This is a genomic window from Pseudodesulfovibrio sediminis (assembly GCF_020886695.1).
In the GTDB taxonomy this organism is placed as follows: Bacteria; Desulfobacterota; Desulfovibrionia; order Desulfovibrionales; family Desulfovibrionaceae; genus Pseudodesulfovibrio; species Pseudodesulfovibrio sediminis.
Genome location: NZ_AP024485.1, coordinates 705,463 through 721,696 on the forward strand (window position 1 = coordinate 705,463; position 16,234 = coordinate 721,696).

17 protein-coding genes and 4 tRNA genes are annotated in these 16,234 nt (G+C 52.1%); 5 read left to right on the forward strand and 16 right to left on the reverse strand.

Annotation, left to right across the window (positions count from 1 at the left end; genetic code table 11):
• Positions 1 to 160: 160 nt before the first annotated feature.
• Positions 161 to 1,060, forward strand: coding sequence for a glycosyltransferase (locus SRBAKS_RS03540; protein ID WP_229593728.1), 900 nt, complete (start codon positions 161 to 163; stop codon positions 1,058 to 1,060).
• Between the two features lie 53 nt (positions 1,061 to 1,113).
• Here SRBAKS_RS03540 and SRBAKS_RS03545 read toward each other — a convergent pair whose 3' ends face one another.
• The 5 genes from SRBAKS_RS03545 to SRBAKS_RS03565 form a co-directional block, all read right to left on the reverse strand.
• The gene (locus SRBAKS_RS03545) at positions 1,114 to 2,055 is read right to left on the reverse strand and encodes an aminotransferase class IV (protein WP_229593730.1); all 942 of its coding nucleotides are present in this window, start codon (positions 2,053 to 2,055) and stop codon (positions 1,114 to 1,116) included.
• Positions 2,056 to 2,066: 11 nt separating this feature from the next.
• Complete coding sequence (locus SRBAKS_RS03550; RefSeq protein WP_229593732.1) at positions 2,067 to 3,092, reverse strand: aspartate-semialdehyde dehydrogenase; 1,026 nt, start codon at positions 3,090 to 3,092, stop codon at positions 2,067 to 2,069.
• 15 nt (positions 3,093 to 3,107) lie between these two features.
• A complete protein-coding gene (locus SRBAKS_RS03555) occupies positions 3,108 to 3,980 on the reverse strand; it encodes a methylenetetrahydrofolate reductase (protein ID WP_229593734.1) in 873 nt (290 codons plus the stop codon).
• A 124-nt stretch (positions 3,981 to 4,104) separates the two neighbouring features.
• Positions 4,105 to 4,491 (reverse strand): (deoxy)nucleoside triphosphate pyrophosphohydrolase, encoded by a 387-nt coding sequence (locus SRBAKS_RS03560; protein WP_229593736.1) that lies wholly within the window; start codon positions 4,489 to 4,491, stop codon positions 4,105 to 4,107.
• Positions 4,491 to 6,464: an ABC-F family ATP-binding cassette domain-containing protein gene (locus tag SRBAKS_RS03565; protein WP_229593738.1), complete on the reverse strand. Its 1,974-nt coding sequence runs from the start codon at positions 6,462 to 6,464 to the stop codon at positions 4,491 to 4,493. The genes SRBAKS_RS03560 and SRBAKS_RS03565 overlap by 1 nt, the downstream gene beginning before the upstream one ends.
• A 77-nt stretch (positions 6,465 to 6,541) precedes the next feature.
• Here SRBAKS_RS03565 and SRBAKS_RS03570 point away from each other — a divergent pair, with 77 nt between their 5' ends.
• From SRBAKS_RS03570 to SRBAKS_RS03580, 3 genes are all read left to right on the forward strand, one after another.
• Complete coding sequence (locus tag SRBAKS_RS03570; protein ID WP_229593740.1) at positions 6,542 to 6,811, forward strand: GIY-YIG nuclease family protein; 270 nt, start codon at positions 6,542 to 6,544, stop codon at positions 6,809 to 6,811.
• Between the two features lie 54 nt (positions 6,812 to 6,865).
• Positions 6,866 to 7,153 (forward strand): hypothetical protein, encoded by a 288-nt coding sequence (locus SRBAKS_RS03575; protein WP_229593742.1) that lies wholly within the window; start codon positions 6,866 to 6,868, stop codon positions 7,151 to 7,153.
• Between the two features lie 71 nt (positions 7,154 to 7,224).
• A complete protein-coding gene (locus SRBAKS_RS03580; RefSeq protein ID WP_229593744.1) occupies positions 7,225 to 7,614 on the forward strand; it encodes a hypothetical protein in 390 nt (129 codons plus the stop codon).
• Positions 7,615 to 7,690: 76 nt separating this feature from the next.
• On the opposite strand, the gene leuB is transcribed toward SRBAKS_RS03580, so the two are convergent.
• The 6 genes from leuB to SRBAKS_RS03610 form a co-directional block, all read right to left on the reverse strand.
• The gene (leuB, locus tag SRBAKS_RS03585) at positions 7,691 to 8,758 is read right to left on the reverse strand and encodes a 3-isopropylmalate dehydrogenase (RefSeq protein ID WP_229593746.1); all 1,068 of its coding nucleotides are present in this window, start codon (positions 8,756 to 8,758) and stop codon (positions 7,691 to 7,693) included.
• A 25-nt stretch (positions 8,759 to 8,783) separates the two neighbouring features.
• Entirely contained in the window at positions 8,784 to 9,275 is a 492-nt protein-coding gene (locus tag SRBAKS_RS03590) for a 3-isopropylmalate dehydratase small subunit (protein WP_229593748.1), read from the reverse strand.
• A gap of 12 nt (positions 9,276 to 9,287) precedes the next feature.
• Positions 9,288 to 10,547, reverse strand: coding sequence for a 3-isopropylmalate dehydratase large subunit (leuC, locus tag SRBAKS_RS03595; RefSeq protein ID WP_229593750.1), 1,260 nt, complete (start codon positions 10,545 to 10,547; stop codon positions 9,288 to 9,290).
• Positions 10,548 to 10,550: 3 nt separating this feature from the next.
• Positions 10,551 to 12,083 (reverse strand): 2-isopropylmalate synthase, encoded by a 1,533-nt coding sequence (locus tag SRBAKS_RS03600; protein ID WP_229593752.1) that lies wholly within the window; start codon positions 12,081 to 12,083, stop codon positions 10,551 to 10,553.
• A gap of 146 nt (positions 12,084 to 12,229) precedes the next feature.
• Positions 12,230 to 13,000 (reverse strand): CDP-diacylglycerol--serine O-phosphatidyltransferase, encoded by a 771-nt coding sequence (gene pssA / locus SRBAKS_RS03605; protein ID WP_229593754.1) that lies wholly within the window; start codon positions 12,998 to 13,000, stop codon positions 12,230 to 12,232.
• Between the two features lie 29 nt (positions 13,001 to 13,029).
• Positions 13,030 to 13,677 carry a phosphatidylserine decarboxylase family protein gene (locus tag SRBAKS_RS03610; RefSeq protein WP_229593756.1) on the reverse strand — a complete coding sequence of 216 codons (648 nt, stop codon included), beginning with the start codon at positions 13,675 to 13,677 and terminating at the stop codon, positions 13,030 to 13,032.
• Positions 13,678 to 13,781: 104 nt separating this feature from the next.
• On the opposite strand from SRBAKS_RS03610, the gene SRBAKS_RS03615 reads away from it, so the two are divergent.
• Entirely contained in the window at positions 13,782 to 14,648 is an 867-nt protein-coding gene (locus SRBAKS_RS03615; RefSeq protein ID WP_283816516.1) for a DMT family transporter, read from the forward strand.
• 47 nt (positions 14,649 to 14,695) lie between these two features.
• Here the strand turns inward: SRBAKS_RS03615 and SRBAKS_RS03620 are convergent, their stop codons facing one another.
• From SRBAKS_RS03620 to SRBAKS_RS03640, 5 genes are all read right to left on the reverse strand, one after another.
• Positions 14,696 to 15,715 carry a hypothetical protein gene (locus tag SRBAKS_RS03620; protein WP_229593758.1) on the reverse strand — a complete coding sequence of 340 codons (1,020 nt, stop codon included), beginning with the start codon at positions 15,713 to 15,715 and terminating at the stop codon, positions 14,696 to 14,698.
• A 169-nt stretch (positions 15,716 to 15,884) separates the two neighbouring features.
• A tRNA-Gly gene (locus SRBAKS_RS03625) sits at positions 15,885 to 15,959 on the reverse strand.
• 40 nt (positions 15,960 to 15,999) lie between these two features.
• A tRNA-Gly gene (locus SRBAKS_RS03630) sits at positions 16,000 to 16,074 on the reverse strand.
• A 4-nt stretch (positions 16,075 to 16,078) separates the two neighbouring features.
• Positions 16,079 to 16,153: transfer RNA gene (locus tag SRBAKS_RS03635), tRNA-Cys, on the reverse strand.
• Positions 16,154 to 16,157: 4 nt separating this feature from the next.
• A tRNA-Gly gene (locus SRBAKS_RS03640) sits at positions 16,158 to 16,232 on the reverse strand.
• Positions 16,233 to 16,234 lie beyond the last annotated feature (2 nt).

Below are 16,234 nucleotides of genomic sequence, written 5' to 3' on the forward strand. Positions count from 1 at the left end.
CCGCGTATTTTTAGACTTGGAATTTTTTTATTTTTTTCCCACTCGAAGGTGTAAAGTTATTCACTTGTGTGACGATGAGATTGGTACGAGTGACGTGAATTGTGCACACGGATCGTGCCAATCAGCTCAACATGAAGAAACCCACGGAAGGGAAAGGCACATGCAGACACACACTGTGTCCATAATCGTTTCCGACTTGGAAACCCACCCCGGCCTGCCACGTATGTTGCAGTCCGTATCCAGACAGTCCATTGGACTGGAGGATATGGAGATTGTCATCATAGGCAATGGCAGCCACCCCTCTTCCGCACTCTCCACCTGGAAGGCCATTACCGGAATTGACGCAGTACGCCTGTTTACCGCAGATCAGAATGCCAATGTTGCAGTAGCTCGCAATGCGGCGGCTGAAACAACCGAAAGCGATCTGCTCCTTTTCCTGCGCCCGGACTATCGGCTGGACCCAAAGTACATGACAACCGCCTTTGCCGTCTTTGAAGACCACCCGAATACGGACTTGATGTACGCAGACTATATTCGGCTGGCCCCGAGAAATGACCGCAACGCCCGCCCCGGCATGATACAGCTCCCCTCATACAGGGATGAGCTGCTCCAGACACGCGGATTTCTCGGCCCGGCAGTCATCATGACCCACACGGCGTGGGAATCCACTCAGGGGTTCAGGGAACACTCCATGTATCAGGATTGGGATATGTGGGTACAGGCAGCCCTTGCCGGAAATGAATTTTATCATGTGAGCTACCCGCTGGCCTCATGTGAACACCGCAAGGTCAGTTTTCGGGAGCGTGCAGAAGACGGACGCAGCAAGGCTATGATCGTCATCAACAACCAGGGCTTCTTCCATATGCACACCGTGCGCTGGGCGTTGGCCTATCTTCGCGGAGAATCCTGGTCCGAAGCCTTCGGCTTCATGACCATCCCCGGCCCAATGGATGTGACCCGCATGCTGCATGACCACGCCATGAAGACCATGGGAACAGACATCATGGCCAAGAAGGCCATACACCAGTTCGACCAGACGGCTATCAACTCCGCATTCTAAAATAAAAGGGCCGCCCAACATGGACGGCCCTCTTCATTTCATAGTCAGAAGGCTTACAGCTCAATTCCGTACTCAATCAAATCCTGTTTGAGAAGCGCACGAATCCGTTTGGCAACAGGACCAGGCTTTACGTCATGGATCGGCTTGCCGTTATATCGAACCACTGAAATGGCATCGCCGGTCGTGCCGACAATGATAACTTCACGGGCCAGGAGTATCTCCTCCTCGCGTATCCCACGGAAGATGATCGAGATTTCGTTCTTGATCAGATCAATGGCTCGAAGCAGCGTTGTCCCCGGCAAGGCATTGGTGAATTCAGGAATGATCAACTTACCGGCTTCATTGACGATACAAACATTTTCCGTGGCCCCTTCGGCCAGGAATTCATGGTCGTCAAAACAAAACGGATAGTCATATCCTTTCTCTGCTGCCTCGCGTTTCATGAGCACATTGGGCAGATAGTCAATGGACTTGATCGACGCCAGATAGGCCTGCTTGGCCGGAATCGAGGTCTTGAAAGCGGTGACGCCTTTCTCGTACACGGATTCAGGCTTGGCGTGCATATCATATGTAACAATATACAACGAAGACTGTGGACATTCCTCAGTACCAAGACCAAACCCACCCGGACCACGACCGATCATCAGCCGAAGCATGCCTGTTTTCTGCCCACCAGCTCGGCAGACTTGAAGGCTCAATTCGCGAATCTCTTCCCACGAACACGGTGGCGTAAGAAAAATGGCCGCACAGGAACGCTGGATACGCTCAAGATGCTGATCGAATTGATACAGCCTGCCATCCACAAACTTCATGACATCAAAGACGCCATCGCCACGGTGCACCAGGTGGTCATCCCACGGCATGAGCATGACATTCGGATCTGTGCAGATCATGCCCACACTGTGATCGTAAAAGGCATGGACTTTCTCCATGCCCGGACGGTCTGCGGCCAGCAGGGCTTCCAGGTATCCCTTGGAATCGGTAATGTTAACCACGGGATATCCTTTTAGGGTACGCGAACCAGGTCGCGCTCAATCAATGTCTCTGCAATCTGTACGGTGTTCAGGGCAGCACCCTTGCGAATGTTGTCGGACACGATCCACATGTTGATACCATTCTCGATGGTCTCGTCCTCGCGGATACGACCAACATAGGTAGCGTCTTCCCCTGCACCGTTGATGGCCATGGGATACGCGCCCTTCTCCGGATAGTCCTCGACAATAACACCGGGGAACTTGGCCAGCAGGGAGCGAACATCGTCAGCGGAAAGTTTTTCTTCAGTCTCGATATTCACGGATTCGGAGTGACCATAGAAGACAGGCACACGAACACAGGTGGCGGTAACCTTGATGGTCGGATCACCCATGATCTTGACGGTCTCATTGACCATCTTCATCTCTTCCTTGGTGTATCCGTTGTCCATGAACACATCAATCTGCGGCAGGCAGTTGAAGGCAATCTGATGCGGATAGACATCAGCGACAACAGGCTGGCCGGACATGAGACGACGGACCTGATTTTCCAGCTCCTCGATGGCTTTCTGGCCAGTGCCGGAGACAGCCTGATATGTAGAAACAACCACACGCTTGATCCGGGCCTCGTCATGAATGGGCTTGAGGGCAACCATCATCTGGATGGTGGAACAGTTGGGGTTGGCGATGATGCCTTTGTGCCAGTCGAGATCCTGCGGATTCACTTCAGGCACTACCAGCGGGCAGTCGTCGTTCATACGCCATGCAGACGAGTTGTCGACAACCACACATCCGGCCTTGGCTGCAATGGGAGCAAATTTCTCGGAAGTCGCACCGCCAGCGGAAAAAAGGGCGAGATCAACGCCATCAAAGGAATCTTCAGTCAGCTCTACAACAGTCAGTTCCTGATCCTTGAACGGCACTTTCTTGCCTGCGCTACGATGAGAAGCCATGGGAATGATTTCACTGTAGGGAAAATCTCTCTGCTCCAGCACCTTCAACATTTCACGACCAACAGCACCGGTTGCGCCGCACACAGCCACTACGGGATTCTTACTCATGATACAAACCTCAAACTATATCTTTAAATTCTGTCCAATTTCGAGAACTGCCTTGGCACGATTGAGCGTGTACAGATGCACACCAGGGGCGCCGCCATCTATGAGCTGCTGCGATTGTTTGGTAGCGAAGTCGATGCCGAGCTCATAGACTGCATCGTCGCCGCCCTCCTCATGCGCCTTTTCCAAAGCACTCAGGAATTTGCCCGGAATGGCTGCGCCACACAGGCCGAGAATGAACTTGGCGGATTTGAGACTCATGATGGGCAGAATGCCAGGTATAACAGGCACATCAGACCCCATTTCCTTCAACCGCTCAACATAATCAAAATACAGCCTGTTATCAAAAAAGAGCTGTGTAACCAGGAACTGCGCCCCTTTCTGCACCTTCAAATGAACCATTTCCAGATCGGACTTGATGGAGGGAGATTCGAAATGGGGCTCTGGATACGCTGCTCCTCCCACACACAACTCTGGATAATGTTTACCGATATACTCAATTACATCGGTGGCGTGTTTGAATTCCTGCGAGTTGAAATCAAAATTTTCGACACCGCGAGGCGGGTCCCCGCGCAAGGCCAGAACATTTTTGATGTTCCCTTCACGCAAACTGTTCAAAAAGCCATCCAGCTTTTCTGCCGTCGCCCCCACACTGGTCAAATGGGTGATGGGCTCAATGCCGTGGTCCCGTTTCATACGGACGGCAATTTCCAGAGTATTGTCCTGGGTTCCGCCGCCGGCGCCATATGTAACGGACGCGAATAGAGGATCAAGAACCTTGACCTCCTCGACGACATCGAAAAAACCAGGCCAAGCCTCTTTTTCTTTTGGAGGGAAAAACTCAAGGGAAATAAAAGGAGATTTTCTCTCAATCAGATCGCAAACACGCAATGCAGTACTCCTTCGACAAATAAAAAAAGGTCACCCCTCACAAGGGGAAGAGGAGATATATACTCATTATTAAAGCAATCTTCAATGAAGAAGTGAGCGGATGCCCCGAAAGGACGGAAGAAATCTATATGTGCAACGCTTCCACAATGGCAATATCGGCAGGCAGGAACTCAAGTGTGGGGGGAGTCTTCGGGTCAACCCACGCGGTCCGTTGGTTCTCCAAGCTCTTCAATTCACCGGAATACTTGTGGATATGAAAAAAATGCAATCGAACATGATACTTGTCATATTCATGTTCAAGCTCACGCCAGAAGGTATATTCTGTGGGAGTAATATCCAGCTCTTCCTGGAATTCCCGCACCAATGCGGCTTCGCGAGGTTCGTTCGGCTCAATCTTGCCCCCAGGAAACTCCCACCAGCCAGCCATGGGGAAGCCTTCGGGACGCTGTGCAGCCAGGTACAGTCCATCCTGCCACACGATGCCTGCCACAACATTGATAGTCGCCTTCATCAGACTCCCTCCTGCCCTGCCGAAGCTTCTTCGATCTTCGATTCAAGCTCCGCCATCTGCTCCATAAGCGTGTCAGCCCAATCAGACGCCTCCTTGTAAGCCGTATTCAGCTTCAAGGCTTCTTCCGGTTTCTCATATGTTGCGGGATCGTTCATTTTTTCTTCAAGAACAGCCTGTTCTTCAAGTACTTTCTCAAGGTCGATCTCAAGCTTGTCATATTTCTTTTTGAGCGGCTTGAGTACACGATACAACCGGTTTCGTTCCTCGGCCTGGCGTCGCTTGTCGTCCTTGCTAAGCTTCCGTTTTTCTTTGACATCCTCTGACGAACAGGCTGCCTGTCCGGTACGGCACGCTTCTTCCTGTTTACTTTTGGCGTAATACTCCTCAAACCCACCCAGATACGGGGTAATCCCGGTATCATCGAGCGCCCAGATTTCTTCGGCCACCTCACCCAGCAAGTATCTGTCATGGGCGACAAACAACAGCGTACCGTCATAATCCTTGAGCGCCCGTATAAGCCCCTCACGAGTTTCAATGTCCAGATGGTTGGTGGGTTCGTCAAGAATGAGAAAGTTGGCCCGAGCCAAAAAGAGTGTAGCCAACAAAAGACGGCTCTTTTCGCCACCGGACAATCCTTTGACCTTGCGTTCAAAATAGGATTCACCAAGCAAAAAGAGACCGAGCACGCTCATGACCTGTTCTTCGGTCAGATTGGAATCGGAAAGACGACGGATTTCACCGATAACGGAATTATCCAGATTCAAAATTTCATGTTGGTGCTGACTGAAATAGCCGAGTTGCGTACCGGAACCGACTTTGACATGCCCTGCCGTGGGTTCCAAAGTGCCGGTAATCAATTTGAGCAATGTGGATTTACCAGCACCATTGGGGGCAACAACAGCCACTTTCTTGCCACGAAAAAGCTGAAAGTTCAGTGCTGGCCAAACGGACTTCTCACCATCATATTGAAACTCAAGGTCCACGGCCGATGCAGGAACCTTGTCACCTCTTTTGGGAGCAGGCAGTTTGAAGCTCAGGCTTTTCCCTCTATGCGATGCGGCCTGGGCTTCCTTGATCTGATTGAGTTCCTGTTCAAGTTTCTCGACTTTCTTGAGCTTGCTCTGAGCCTGCGCCGCCTTGCGCGCCTTTACCCTGAACTTGTTGATATATTTGTATTCGTTGTCAATTCTAGCAGACAATTTGTCTGCCTCTTTCTGGCGTTGACCACGATTCTCTTCATCCCAGATCAAAAATTCATCAAATGATCCCCTGCGCAAAATCGGTTTTCCGGCTCCGAGGAACAGAACATGCGTTCCCACGCGATTCAAAAAGATACGATCATGCACAACAAAGGCCAGAGTTCCACGAAAGTTGAGCAGGTACTCCTCCAGCCACTCTACCGCCTCAAGATCAAGGTGGTTGGTCGGTTCATCAAGCAGCAGGATATCAGCTCCCTGCAAAAGGACACGCCCGAGTTTGGCCCGTTCACGCCAGCCACCGGAAAGCTCACCTATCTGCTTGAAAAGATCGTCATCGCTGAAGCCGAGACCTGTCAAGATGGCCCGCGCCTTGTGGTCGGGGTTATAGCCGTAGAGCTCTTCGAACTCAGCCTGTCGATGGGACAGTTTCTCGATACGTGCGTTGTCATCCGCAGCCACGGCCTTTTCCCACTCCTCCCAGAACTCATTCCATGACGGCAGTGCGGACAACACCCATGACAAGAGCTGTTCATCCAACACCGTACCGGTCATTTCCTGTGCCACATACCCGATACGAGCGCCCTTGGAGAGTGTCATCTGCCCTTCGTCCGGCTCGATCTCTCCAGCCAATACTTTGAGCAGGGTACTTTTGCCGCATCCATTGGGTCCTGTGAGAGCAAGGCGCATACCCGGCGTCACTTCAAAAGCAACGTCGGCAAAAACAGCTTCTCCGCCGTAGGATTTTCCGAGACTCTGAACTGTGATTCTTGACATGGGTGTAGGGAATACAATCGGCAGTGCGTCTTGGCAACTGTTTTGACCGTTCACAAAGTTCAGGGTAGAGTCTCACCATGCAATCCTGGTTTGTTTACCTTCTTCGCTGCGCCGACAATACGCTCTATTGCGGCATCACAACCGACATGAACCGCCGCCTTCAACAACACAATGCCGGAACTGCCTCGAAATATACCCGAGCCAGACTTCCGGTAACCGTTGCCGCACATATTCCGGTCAAAGACAAGAGCACCGCACTCAAGCTGGAAATCAAGGTCAAAAAGCAGACCAGCATAAAAAAAATCGCCTATCTGACATCATTCACCCCTGTGTCCGACCCTGTGTAAAAGCCGGTGTCAGACCGCAGCCTACTTGCCAAACATACCGTATAAGGCTAATTTGTGACAATTGACGAAGTGTCAGCCCCATACTCTATAACCCGCTCAATTATGCTTGATTCAAACACGTTATATCTCCTTCTGGCCATGGCCGGTTTTGTCTGCATAGCAATTGTTATGGTGCACCATCACAACTGTTCTGACCTTATCAGGAGAAAGAAAAACGAAGTGAACAGTGTCGCGACACAACTCAAGTACAAAACTGAAGCGCTGGAAAGGGAATGCATCGACATTCAAATACAAATCGACGCAATTGATGATGAAATCAACGCACTGAAACCACAGATGTAATCATGATAGTCACTCTGATTATCCTCTTCATATTTCTCATTATATTTTTCTTACTGTTTCGCATGATTTCCGTGAACAAGACGACAAATCTGAACACCCTTTCTCAAGAGCATCAGAAAGTACAATCCAAATACGAGTTCATGGTCAAACATAAAAAAGAACTGATAAAAGAACTTGCTGAAAAAGAAAAGGCACTGACCAGCCTTCGCAACAACAGAGAAGGACTCAAAACCATCTCGGCGGATGACCTGGACTTAAACGAAGCGGATGAAAATGAAAAAGTAAGTCGTTACCTTATCTCGCAAGGCAAGATAACCATGGAGCAAAATGAAAAGGTGCTCAAAAAAATGGACGTGCTCAAACTCGACTATTTGGGTGTCTGCCTCGCACTGGGGCTGATTGACATCAAAACCGGCAAGCAGGCAATCAAGGCCAACAAGGTTCACTCACGATCAAAATAACAGACCGATATACCGACGCAAAAAAAGGCCGCATCTGCTTGATGCGGCCTTTTTCATGTAAACTGAATAAGGAACTCTACAGATTTCCGAGCACAGCATCCCCCATGGCGACACAGCCGATAACCTTGCCGCCTTCCTGAGCGATATCGCCGGTGCGGTAGCCCTGCTCCAGCGTCTTTGCCACGGCTTTCTCGATGCAGTCTGCGGCATCAGCCATATCAAAGGAGTGGCGCAGCATCATGGCGATGGAAAGGATCGTGGCCAACGGGTTGGCTTTATCCTGACCGGCAATGTCCGGTGCAGAGCCGTGGATGGGCTCGAACAGGCCGGGATTGGAATCGCCAACAGAAGCTGAAGGCAACATGCCGATGGACCCGGTGATGGCGGCGGCTTCATCAGAAAGGATGTCGCCAAACAGGTTTCCGGTAACCACGACATCAAACTGTGAAGGATCACGCACGAGCTGCATGGCCGCGTTATCCACGTACATGTGCTCCAGCTCCACATCCGGGTAATTCTTGTGTTCGTCGATGACGATCTCACGCCAGACACGGGAGACATCCAGCACGTTGGCCTTGTCCACGGAACAGACACGACCGGAACGCTTGCGGGCTGCCTCAAAGGCGATCCTGGCAATGCGACGGATTTCATGCTCGTAATAGGTCATGGTGTTGTAGCCGAAACGCTCGCCATCCTTCTCGCCGTCAAAACGGGGTTCACCGAAATAGATACCGCCGGTCAACTCACGGACAACCATGACGTCCAGCCCTCTGGCCACGATATCAGGGCGAAGGAAACAGGCATCTGCCAGCTCCTTGAACAACACTGCGGGGCGCAGGTTGGCAAAAAGGCCTAGCTCCTTGCGGATGCCGAGCAGCCCTTTCTCGGGGCGAATGGAAGGATCAATGGTATCCCACTTGGGGCCACCGACTGCGCCCAGCAACACGGCATCGGCATCCTTGCACTTGGCAACGGTCTCTGCAGGAAGAGGCACGCCTTCCGCGTCAATAGCACAGCCGCCGATCAGGGCTTCGGTGGTCTCGAAAGTACAATCGAACTTCTCACCAATGGCTTCCAATACACGCAGCCCCTGGGCTACGATCTCCTTGCCTATGCCGTCACCCGGCAATACACAAATTTTCATCTCTCTCTCCGGTTATATTCACTCGTTAGGCCAATTTAGTCTTGGCGTATTCAACTAATCCACCCACATTCAGGATTTCCTGCATGAAGGGAGGCACGGCTGCGGCCTGAACGGTCACACCTGTGGTCATATTCTTGATAACACCTGTAGTGGTGTCCACTTCGATTTCGTCAGTATCACTGAACTTGTCAATATCATCGCCTATTTCCAGCAACACAAGGCCCATGTTGAAGCCGTTGCGATAGAAAATGCGGGCAAAACTATGAGCCAGCACGACCGGAATTCCCGCACCCAGAATGGAAATGGGAGCGTGTTCACGGGAGGAGCCGCAACCGAAGTTCACGCCGCCGACCATGACGTCGTTCTCTTTCACGCGGCTGACCCATCCGGCTTCAAGCCCTTCCATACAGTTCTCGCCGAGCACCTTGGAATCGGTTGTGACCAGAAAACGGGCGGGGATGATGGCATCAGTATCGATATGGTCGCCCACTTTGTGAGCTGTTCCTTGAACTTTCATAATAATACCCTCCTAGATCTTGGCGGGGTTGATGATCTCACCGGCAATGGCGCTGGCAGCGGCCACGGCGGGATTGGACAGGAAAACCTCTGCATCAAGAGACCCCATGCGGCCCTTGAAATTGCGGTTGGTGGTCGCGATACAACGCTCGCCACCTGCCAGGATACCCATATGGCCGCCCAAACAGGGACCACAGGTCGGAGGACCGACAATACAGCCGGAGTCCATGAAGACTTCCATGAGCCCTTCGCTCATGCACGCCTTCCAGATAGCGGGCGTGGCAGGCAGGATGATGCAGCGCACCTTGGGATCGACCTTGCGGCCTTTCAGGATGGCTGCGGCCTCGCGCATGTCCTCGATACGGCCATTGGTACAGGAACCGATGACGGCCTGATGAATCTGCAAACCAGCGGTGTCGTCCACGGCCTTGACGTTGTCGGGCAGATGCGGACAGGCAACCTGCGGGGCCATGTCGGTGACATCGATATTCAGGACACGCTCGTACTCGGCATCAGCATCGGGTACCATGGCCTCACCACCGGCAAAACCGGCATTGGCAGCGTAGTCCAGAGTTTTCTGATCCACCGGGAACAAGCCGACCTTGCCGCCAGCCTCAATGGCCATGTTGGCAATGGTCATACGCCCTTCAATGGACATGTTGTCCACGACTTCACCGGAGTATTCCAGCGCCTTGTAAAGAGCACCGGAAACACCAAGCTGACCGATCTGGTTCAGCACAAAATCCTTTGCACCGACATACTGCTGCGGCGTACCGGTCAGGTTCACCTTGATGGTGGGCGGAACCTTGAACCAGGTTTCGCCCAGAGCCATGGCAGCACCGATATCGGTGGAACCCATGCCGGTAGCGAAAGCGCCCAGACCGCCATAGGTGCAGGTGTGGGAGTCTGCGCCCACAACGATGTCGCCAGGGCCAACAATGCCCTTCTCAGGCAGCAAGGCGTGCTCTACACCGACTTCGCCACATTCATAGTAATGGGTCACGCCCATTTTTTCGGCAAACTCACGCACGACTTTCACCTGCTCGGCGGAGTCGATATCCTTGTTGGGCGTAAAGTGATCACAGACAAGAGAAATCTTGTCCTGATCGAATACTTTTTTCGCACCCATGGCAGTAAAGGATTTGATCGCCAAGGGAGCCGTAATGTCATTGGCCAGGACCATGTCTACCTTGCACTGGACAATCTGCCCTGCACCGGAGACTTCCTGGTCCGTATGTTTCTGCAATATTTTTTCAGCTAAAGTCTGACCCATTTTCTATTTCTCCTCTTTGGCTTTTTCCAAACGGTTCAGGGCGTTTACCATGGCAAGCGCACTTGCCTTGACCACATCGCCATCATTGGCGCGGCCAACGGCTTTAACATTATCATGTTCTATACGGACAGCGACGCTGGCCAAGGCATCAGAGCCTTCGGTGACAGCGTTGACTGAATACACTTCAAGTTTGGGAGATATGCCCACCAATGAATAAATGGACTGAAAGGCGGCGTCAATGGAACCCTCACCAAATTTGCTGGTGCGCTTCACTTCCGCCTCACCTTCGGCACCGAATTCCATAACTGTTGCAGCATGGGGCGGCACATCGCCGGTTCCGGAAAAGACCGACATGTCCACCAAACGGAAACGATCGAGACGACGATACACATTCTCCAGAATCAAGGCTTCGACATCCTCGTCAAAGACCTGCTCCTTCTTGTCGGCCAAATCCTTGACCGCCTTGAAAAGAATCTGGATCTGCTCTTCATCCAGGGAGTATCCCAACTCCTCGGCTTTCTTCTTGACCGCGTGGGACCCGGAATGCTTGCCGATGACAATGTCATTGGACGTGCGACCTATGGAATCAGGGGTCATGATCTCATACGTCAGGCGGTTCTTGATGACTCCATCCTGATGAATGCCGGATTCATGGGCAAAGGCATTGGCACCCACAATGGCCTTGTTGGGCGGAATGGGCATGCCGATGATCTGGGAAAGACGACGGCAGGACGGGAAAATCTGTTCCGTCACGATACCGGTCTCAACATTATACAATTCCTTGCGGGTATTGAGCGCCATGACCAGATCTTCCAGGGCGGCATTACCTGCGCGTTCACCAATGCCGAGCACGGTGCACTCGACCTGACGAGCACCGGCCCTGACAGCGGCAAGCGTGTTGGCAACGGCTGAACCAAGGTCGTTATGGCAATGGACGGAGATGATGGCATCATCAATATTCTTCACGTTGTCCATAAGGTATTTGATGATGTCATAATACTCGAAAGGCTGTGTATATCCCACGGTATCCGGGATATTGACCACCTTGGCACCGGCCTCGATGGCAACTTCCGTCACCTTGACCAGGAAATCCCAATCGGAACGGGAAGCGTCTTCGGCAGAAAACTCCACGTTGTCGGTATACTGCTTGGCATGACGTACGGCCTTGTCGATCATGACAATGACTTCGTCCGCCGTTTTACCCAGCTTGTGCTTCATGTGAATTTCACTGGTAGCCAGAAAGGTATGAATACGAGGATTCTTTGCTTCCTTGACCGCCTCCCAGCAACGGTCGATATCGCCGACAACGGCGCGGCACAATCCTGCTACCTGAACGCTGTCCACAGCCTTGGCAATTGCCTGGACCGCTTCGAAGTCGCCCTGACTGGCAATGGGAAAACCCGCCTCGATAATATCGACGCCCAGTGTTTCAAGCTGCCGAGCCATGCGGATTTTTTCATCCAGGTTCATGGTTGCGCCAGGGGATTGTTCGCCATCACGCAAGGTCGTATCAAAGACATATACTCTATCTGCCATGGTATCCTCCAAGTAGTTCCTCCCTCACGGGGAGTTTGTTCATAAATGTTTGTGAATATGTATGCAACTGCCAAACACGCATGTCCAAAAAACGGAGCGTGGCAGTTGAAGGTCAGTACAGCGTACTAATATGGGATGAGTGAGAGCTAGCCTAGCTCTTCCTTGGAGCAGTCCCGTAGTAGTCGCTTGTTGCGGCGGGATAGCAGGAATAGGGTGTAGAGTGGGCCGGAAATGAGATAGCCCAGGAAGATCAGGAAACCGAGAACCTTGGGGCGGGATGCCACAAGAGAAAAGAGCAGAATCGCGGTCACCATCCAACTGAAGGGATGGGCCTTGAATGCACTGATTTCCTTGAAAGAGTAAAACCGTATGGTGCTGACCATGAAGAAGGACAACATATATACGAGCACCAATGCACCAACCGAAACAACGGAGTGCATATACTCCTGCGGAACGAATTCGCTGAAGAGGACCAAGGTGGCCATGGTGCAGGCTGCCGCAGGGATGGGCAAACCGACAAAGTGTTTCTTGTCACTGGTGGATGCCTGGACATTGAAACGGGCCAAACGGAGCGCGCCGCAGGCCATAAAGAGGAAGGCGGCCATGAGACCGAGCCTGCCGAAGTCGTTGAGAATCCACAAATACGACATGACAGCCGGGACAACGCCAAATGCGACCAGATCGGCCAGCGAGTCGAGTTGAACGCCAAATTCACTTGTCGTTCCGGTCATACGGGCTACTTTACCATCCAGACCATCGAACACACAGCTTGCGAGAATGCACAGGGCGCAGGAGGAGTAATCCCCCTGGATGGCCCAGGTCAGACCCAAAAAGCCGATGAACAAGCTGGTCGTGGTCAGCAGGTTCGGCAAAAGATAGACGCTTTTATGTCGCGGCAATTTCTTTTCGTTAGCCATGATAAGTAGTTACGTAAGAGTCCCTCAGTTTATGCCTTGCGTTTAACCGCCAAAGCTGTTTCGCCAGCAATGACCTTCTGGCCGACGCTGACAATGGGAGCATATCCATCAGGCATGTAAAGGTCAACTCTGGAACCAAACTTAATCAAACCGAACCGTTCGCCGCGCTTGAGTTTATCTGCGGGCTCTGCCCAGCAGACGATACGACGAGCAATGAGACCGGCAATCTGGACCATGGTAAAGCGTTGGTTGCCCTTGCCTGTAACCACAACGACGTTGCGCTCATTGTCCTCTGACGCCTTGTCAAAAGAAGCGTTGACAAACTTGCCGGGGATATAGCGAATAGTCTCGATCTTGCCGGATACGGGCATGCGATTCACATGCACATTAAAAACATTCATGAAAATGGCGATGACCTGACGCTCTTCTCCGGAAACCGGGTCCTTCTCACGAGCGATTTTGATAACCTTGCCGTCAGCAGGCGAGCTTACTGCCTCGGCATCTTCGGGGCCGACACGTTCAGGATCACGGAAAAAATGGCCGATAAAACACGTCAGCCCAAGGCCGATAAGCATTACGGGCCACCAGCCCATGATGGCAAAAAGCAGTGTGGTAAACGCAGATATGATAATATAGGGCAGCCCTTCCAGGGCGACGCCAGCAGACGGTTTCAACATGACGGCACATGCTCCTTTTGTCGTTTTTTCAGGTCTCTACCTTCAAGGCAGGCAAACCGCAAGTTTGTTTTTACAATATAAACGACCCAACGTATACCCGGCGCATGACATGGTTCTTCCTCTCCCTGGCCGCGGCCTTTTGCATGGCCTCCAACTCCGCGTGGTTAAAACGTTTTTTTTCCGATGTTTCACCATGGGAAATGTCTGTGATTCCTTTTTTCTATGCCATGCCTCTGTGCGGAGTCACCCTCTTTTTCATTGATATTCCTGAAATTAAGCCGGAATTCTATACTGCACTGATATGGGTGCTCCCTGTAACAGCGATAGGCTTCATACTCCATTTCCGAGCCATTCACATCTCGCCGCTTTCGTTGACGCTGCCCTTTCTGAGCTTCACTCCGGTCTTTGTTCTTTTCACGGGAGACCTGATTCTGCATGAATCACTCAGCGCTGCCGGTATCAGCGGCATGCTGCTTGTGGTCGTTGGCGGATATGTACTCAATCTGGACTCGACCCGATATGGATGGTTCGGTCCCATCAAGGCAATATTCAAGGAACCAGGGTCAGCTATCATGCTGCTGGTTTCCGCTCTCTACGGACTCTCCTCCGTAGGCGGCAAGGTCATGGTCATCAACTCCTCAGCCATGTTTGCCGCCATGTTCCTGTTCGGACTGTATGGCACCATCCTGCCCTTGATCCTTGTGGCCGTGGGCAAAGTGCAGTTCAAAAACATCATCCGCAAACCGTTGCTCGGCATGGGGTCTGGAATCATTGTATTCATTGAAATTGTCAGCCACAACCTGGCCATCTCAATGGTCGCGGCCGCCTACATGATTACTATCAAGCGGATGGCTGGCATTTTTTCGGTCATATACGGATGGGTACTCTTTCACGAACGCGGTATTCGCTACCGCCTTATGGGGACGGCCATCATGACTGTCGGCGCCGCCCTCATAGCGCTGTACGGATAAAAAAAACCCGGCAAAACCGGGCTTCAAACGTTGTATCCATTTCGATCTCACGTGAGATACTGATAAAAATCCCCACCCAGCTTGTGTATGGGAATCAATTTCCCCTCCAGAATAAGCCCCTGCGGAGTAAACTTTTCATGCATGAACTCCGCCGGAGGCTGAAATCCATTTTCCTTGGCCAGAATGACCGAGGAATTGATAGCCGCACTGTGCGCGATCAATCCTTCCGGGAAATATGCAGCGGTCAGGATATTACTCTCCACCGCTCGATTAAACATTTCATACTTGATGAAACAGTTCTCTGCCGTCAGAGAGCGTTGGATACCCGCCAGGACCTCGTTGGCGACATAACTGATAGGACGCCCCCGGAGCATGCCGTAGGCCCCCTCACGGTTCGGATCAGCCAACATGACGCTACCTGCCCCAAGGGAATGCACCAGGTCATGTGTACGCTCCCCGGATACGGGATCGGTCTGGTAGCCCAATGTCTGAATGTCGGTAAACCCGTTCCGTCTGGCCTGGATCTGCAATGCGAGAAGCATGAGCCCTGTCCCAGCGCCGATATCCACACCGACGTAGGGTCCGCCGCCGCAAATCGGGGCGTCGTGCTGCCCGATGACGCCCCGCATGATATGCGCGGCTCTTGACGCATCCGCCAAAACACGCAGCACGGAAGACCACTGCCGCAACCGGTTCATGATCTCAATGTCGTCACTCGGCTCATTCATGGACTGATGACGGGAAAACTGCTCATAGAGAGCGACAATCTCGCTGTAGGAGACCGGCTCGTTGTGGGCACCTTCATACACATAGGCATAGAAATATTTCACCGCCACATTGAGTAGCCGCGTATCGGATACCGCCTCGCCCGGATCGCATAAACGAGCAACATCTGCTGCCAGACTGTCCGTGGTATAAAACCCGGGCGCTATGCTCGGACTAACGGATTCAATGGCCGCGGTGAAGTTGCGCGCCTGCATCCCCACAGAAGCCAGTGCTGACCCTGTCGCCCCCATGAGGTCCTGATAGCCATCTTTGTGTCGGGTATGATTCTCTGTTTTATTCATAATTGGTTTGACGGGTTCAGAGTTGGGAAATTGTTGCCGTCGGGATCTCATGTGCAGGGACCATACCGGAGGGATCAAAAAGTCGATAAAAAAATCCACATTTTTGAAAAAAGCAAAAATATCGGGGGACAAAAGAAAAAGCCGGTCTCGAAAGACCGGCTGTACATTCTGGAGCGGGAAACGAGATTTGAACTCGCGACTTCAACCTTGGCAAGGTTGCACTCTACCACTGAGTTATTCCCGCTTGGGGAAAGCCGGCCCAGTTAAGGGCCGGCTGGTATGTCTGGAGCGGGAAACGAGATTTGAACTCGCGACTTCAACCTTGGCAAGGTTGCACTCTACCACTGAGTTATTCCCGCTAAATGGAGGCGACATCCGGATTTGAACCGGAGAATGGAGGTTTTGCAGACCTCTGCCTTACCACTTGGCTATGTCGCCACTTTGGAGCGGGAAACGAGATTTGAACTCGCGACTTCAACCTTGGCAAGGTTGCACTCTACCACTGAGTTATTCCCGCTC

Coding starts and splice junctions, on each gene's coding strand:
- SRBAKS_RS03540 (WP_229593728.1), top strand. CDS start 161: ATGCAGACACACACTGTGTCCATAATCGTTTCCGACTTGGAAACCCAC.
- SRBAKS_RS03550 (WP_229593732.1), bottom strand. CDS start 3,092: ATGAGTAAGAATCCCGTAGTGGCTGTGTGCGGCGCAACCGGTGCTGTT.
- SRBAKS_RS03560 (WP_229593736.1), bottom strand. CDS start 4,491: ATGAAGGCGACTATCAATGTTGTGGCAGGCATCGTGTGGCAGGATGGA.
- SRBAKS_RS03565 (WP_229593738.1), bottom strand. CDS start 6,464: ATGTCAAGAATCACAGTTCAGAGTCTCGGAAAATCCTACGGCGGAGAA.
- SRBAKS_RS03570 (WP_229593740.1), top strand. CDS start 6,542: ATGCAATCCTGGTTTGTTTACCTTCTTCGCTGCGCCGACAATACGCTC.
- leuB (WP_229593746.1), bottom strand. CDS start 8,758: ATGAAAATTTGTGTATTGCCGGGTGACGGCATAGGCAAGGAGATCGTA.
- SRBAKS_RS03590 (WP_229593748.1), bottom strand. CDS start 9,275: ATGAAAGTTCAAGGAACAGCTCACAAAGTGGGCGACCATATCGATACT.
- leuC (WP_229593750.1), bottom strand. CDS start 10,547: ATGGGTCAGACTTTAGCTGAAAAAATATTGCAGAAACATACGGACCAG.
- SRBAKS_RS03600 (WP_229593752.1), bottom strand. CDS start 12,083: ATGGCAGATAGAGTATATGTCTTTGATACGACCTTGCGTGATGGCGAA.
- pssA (WP_229593754.1), bottom strand. CDS start 13,000: ATGGCTAACGAAAAGAAATTGCCGCGACATAAAAGCGTCTATCTTTTG.
- SRBAKS_RS03610 (WP_229593756.1), bottom strand. CDS start 13,677: ATGTTGAAACCGTCTGCTGGCGTCGCCCTGGAAGGGCTGCCCTATATT.
- SRBAKS_RS03615 (WP_283816516.1), top strand. CDS start 13,782: ATGACATGGTTCTTCCTCTCCCTGGCCGCGGCCTTTTGCATGGCCTCC.
- SRBAKS_RS03620 (WP_229593758.1), bottom strand. CDS start 15,715: ATGAATAAAACAGAGAATCATACCCGACACAAAGATGGCTATCAGGAC.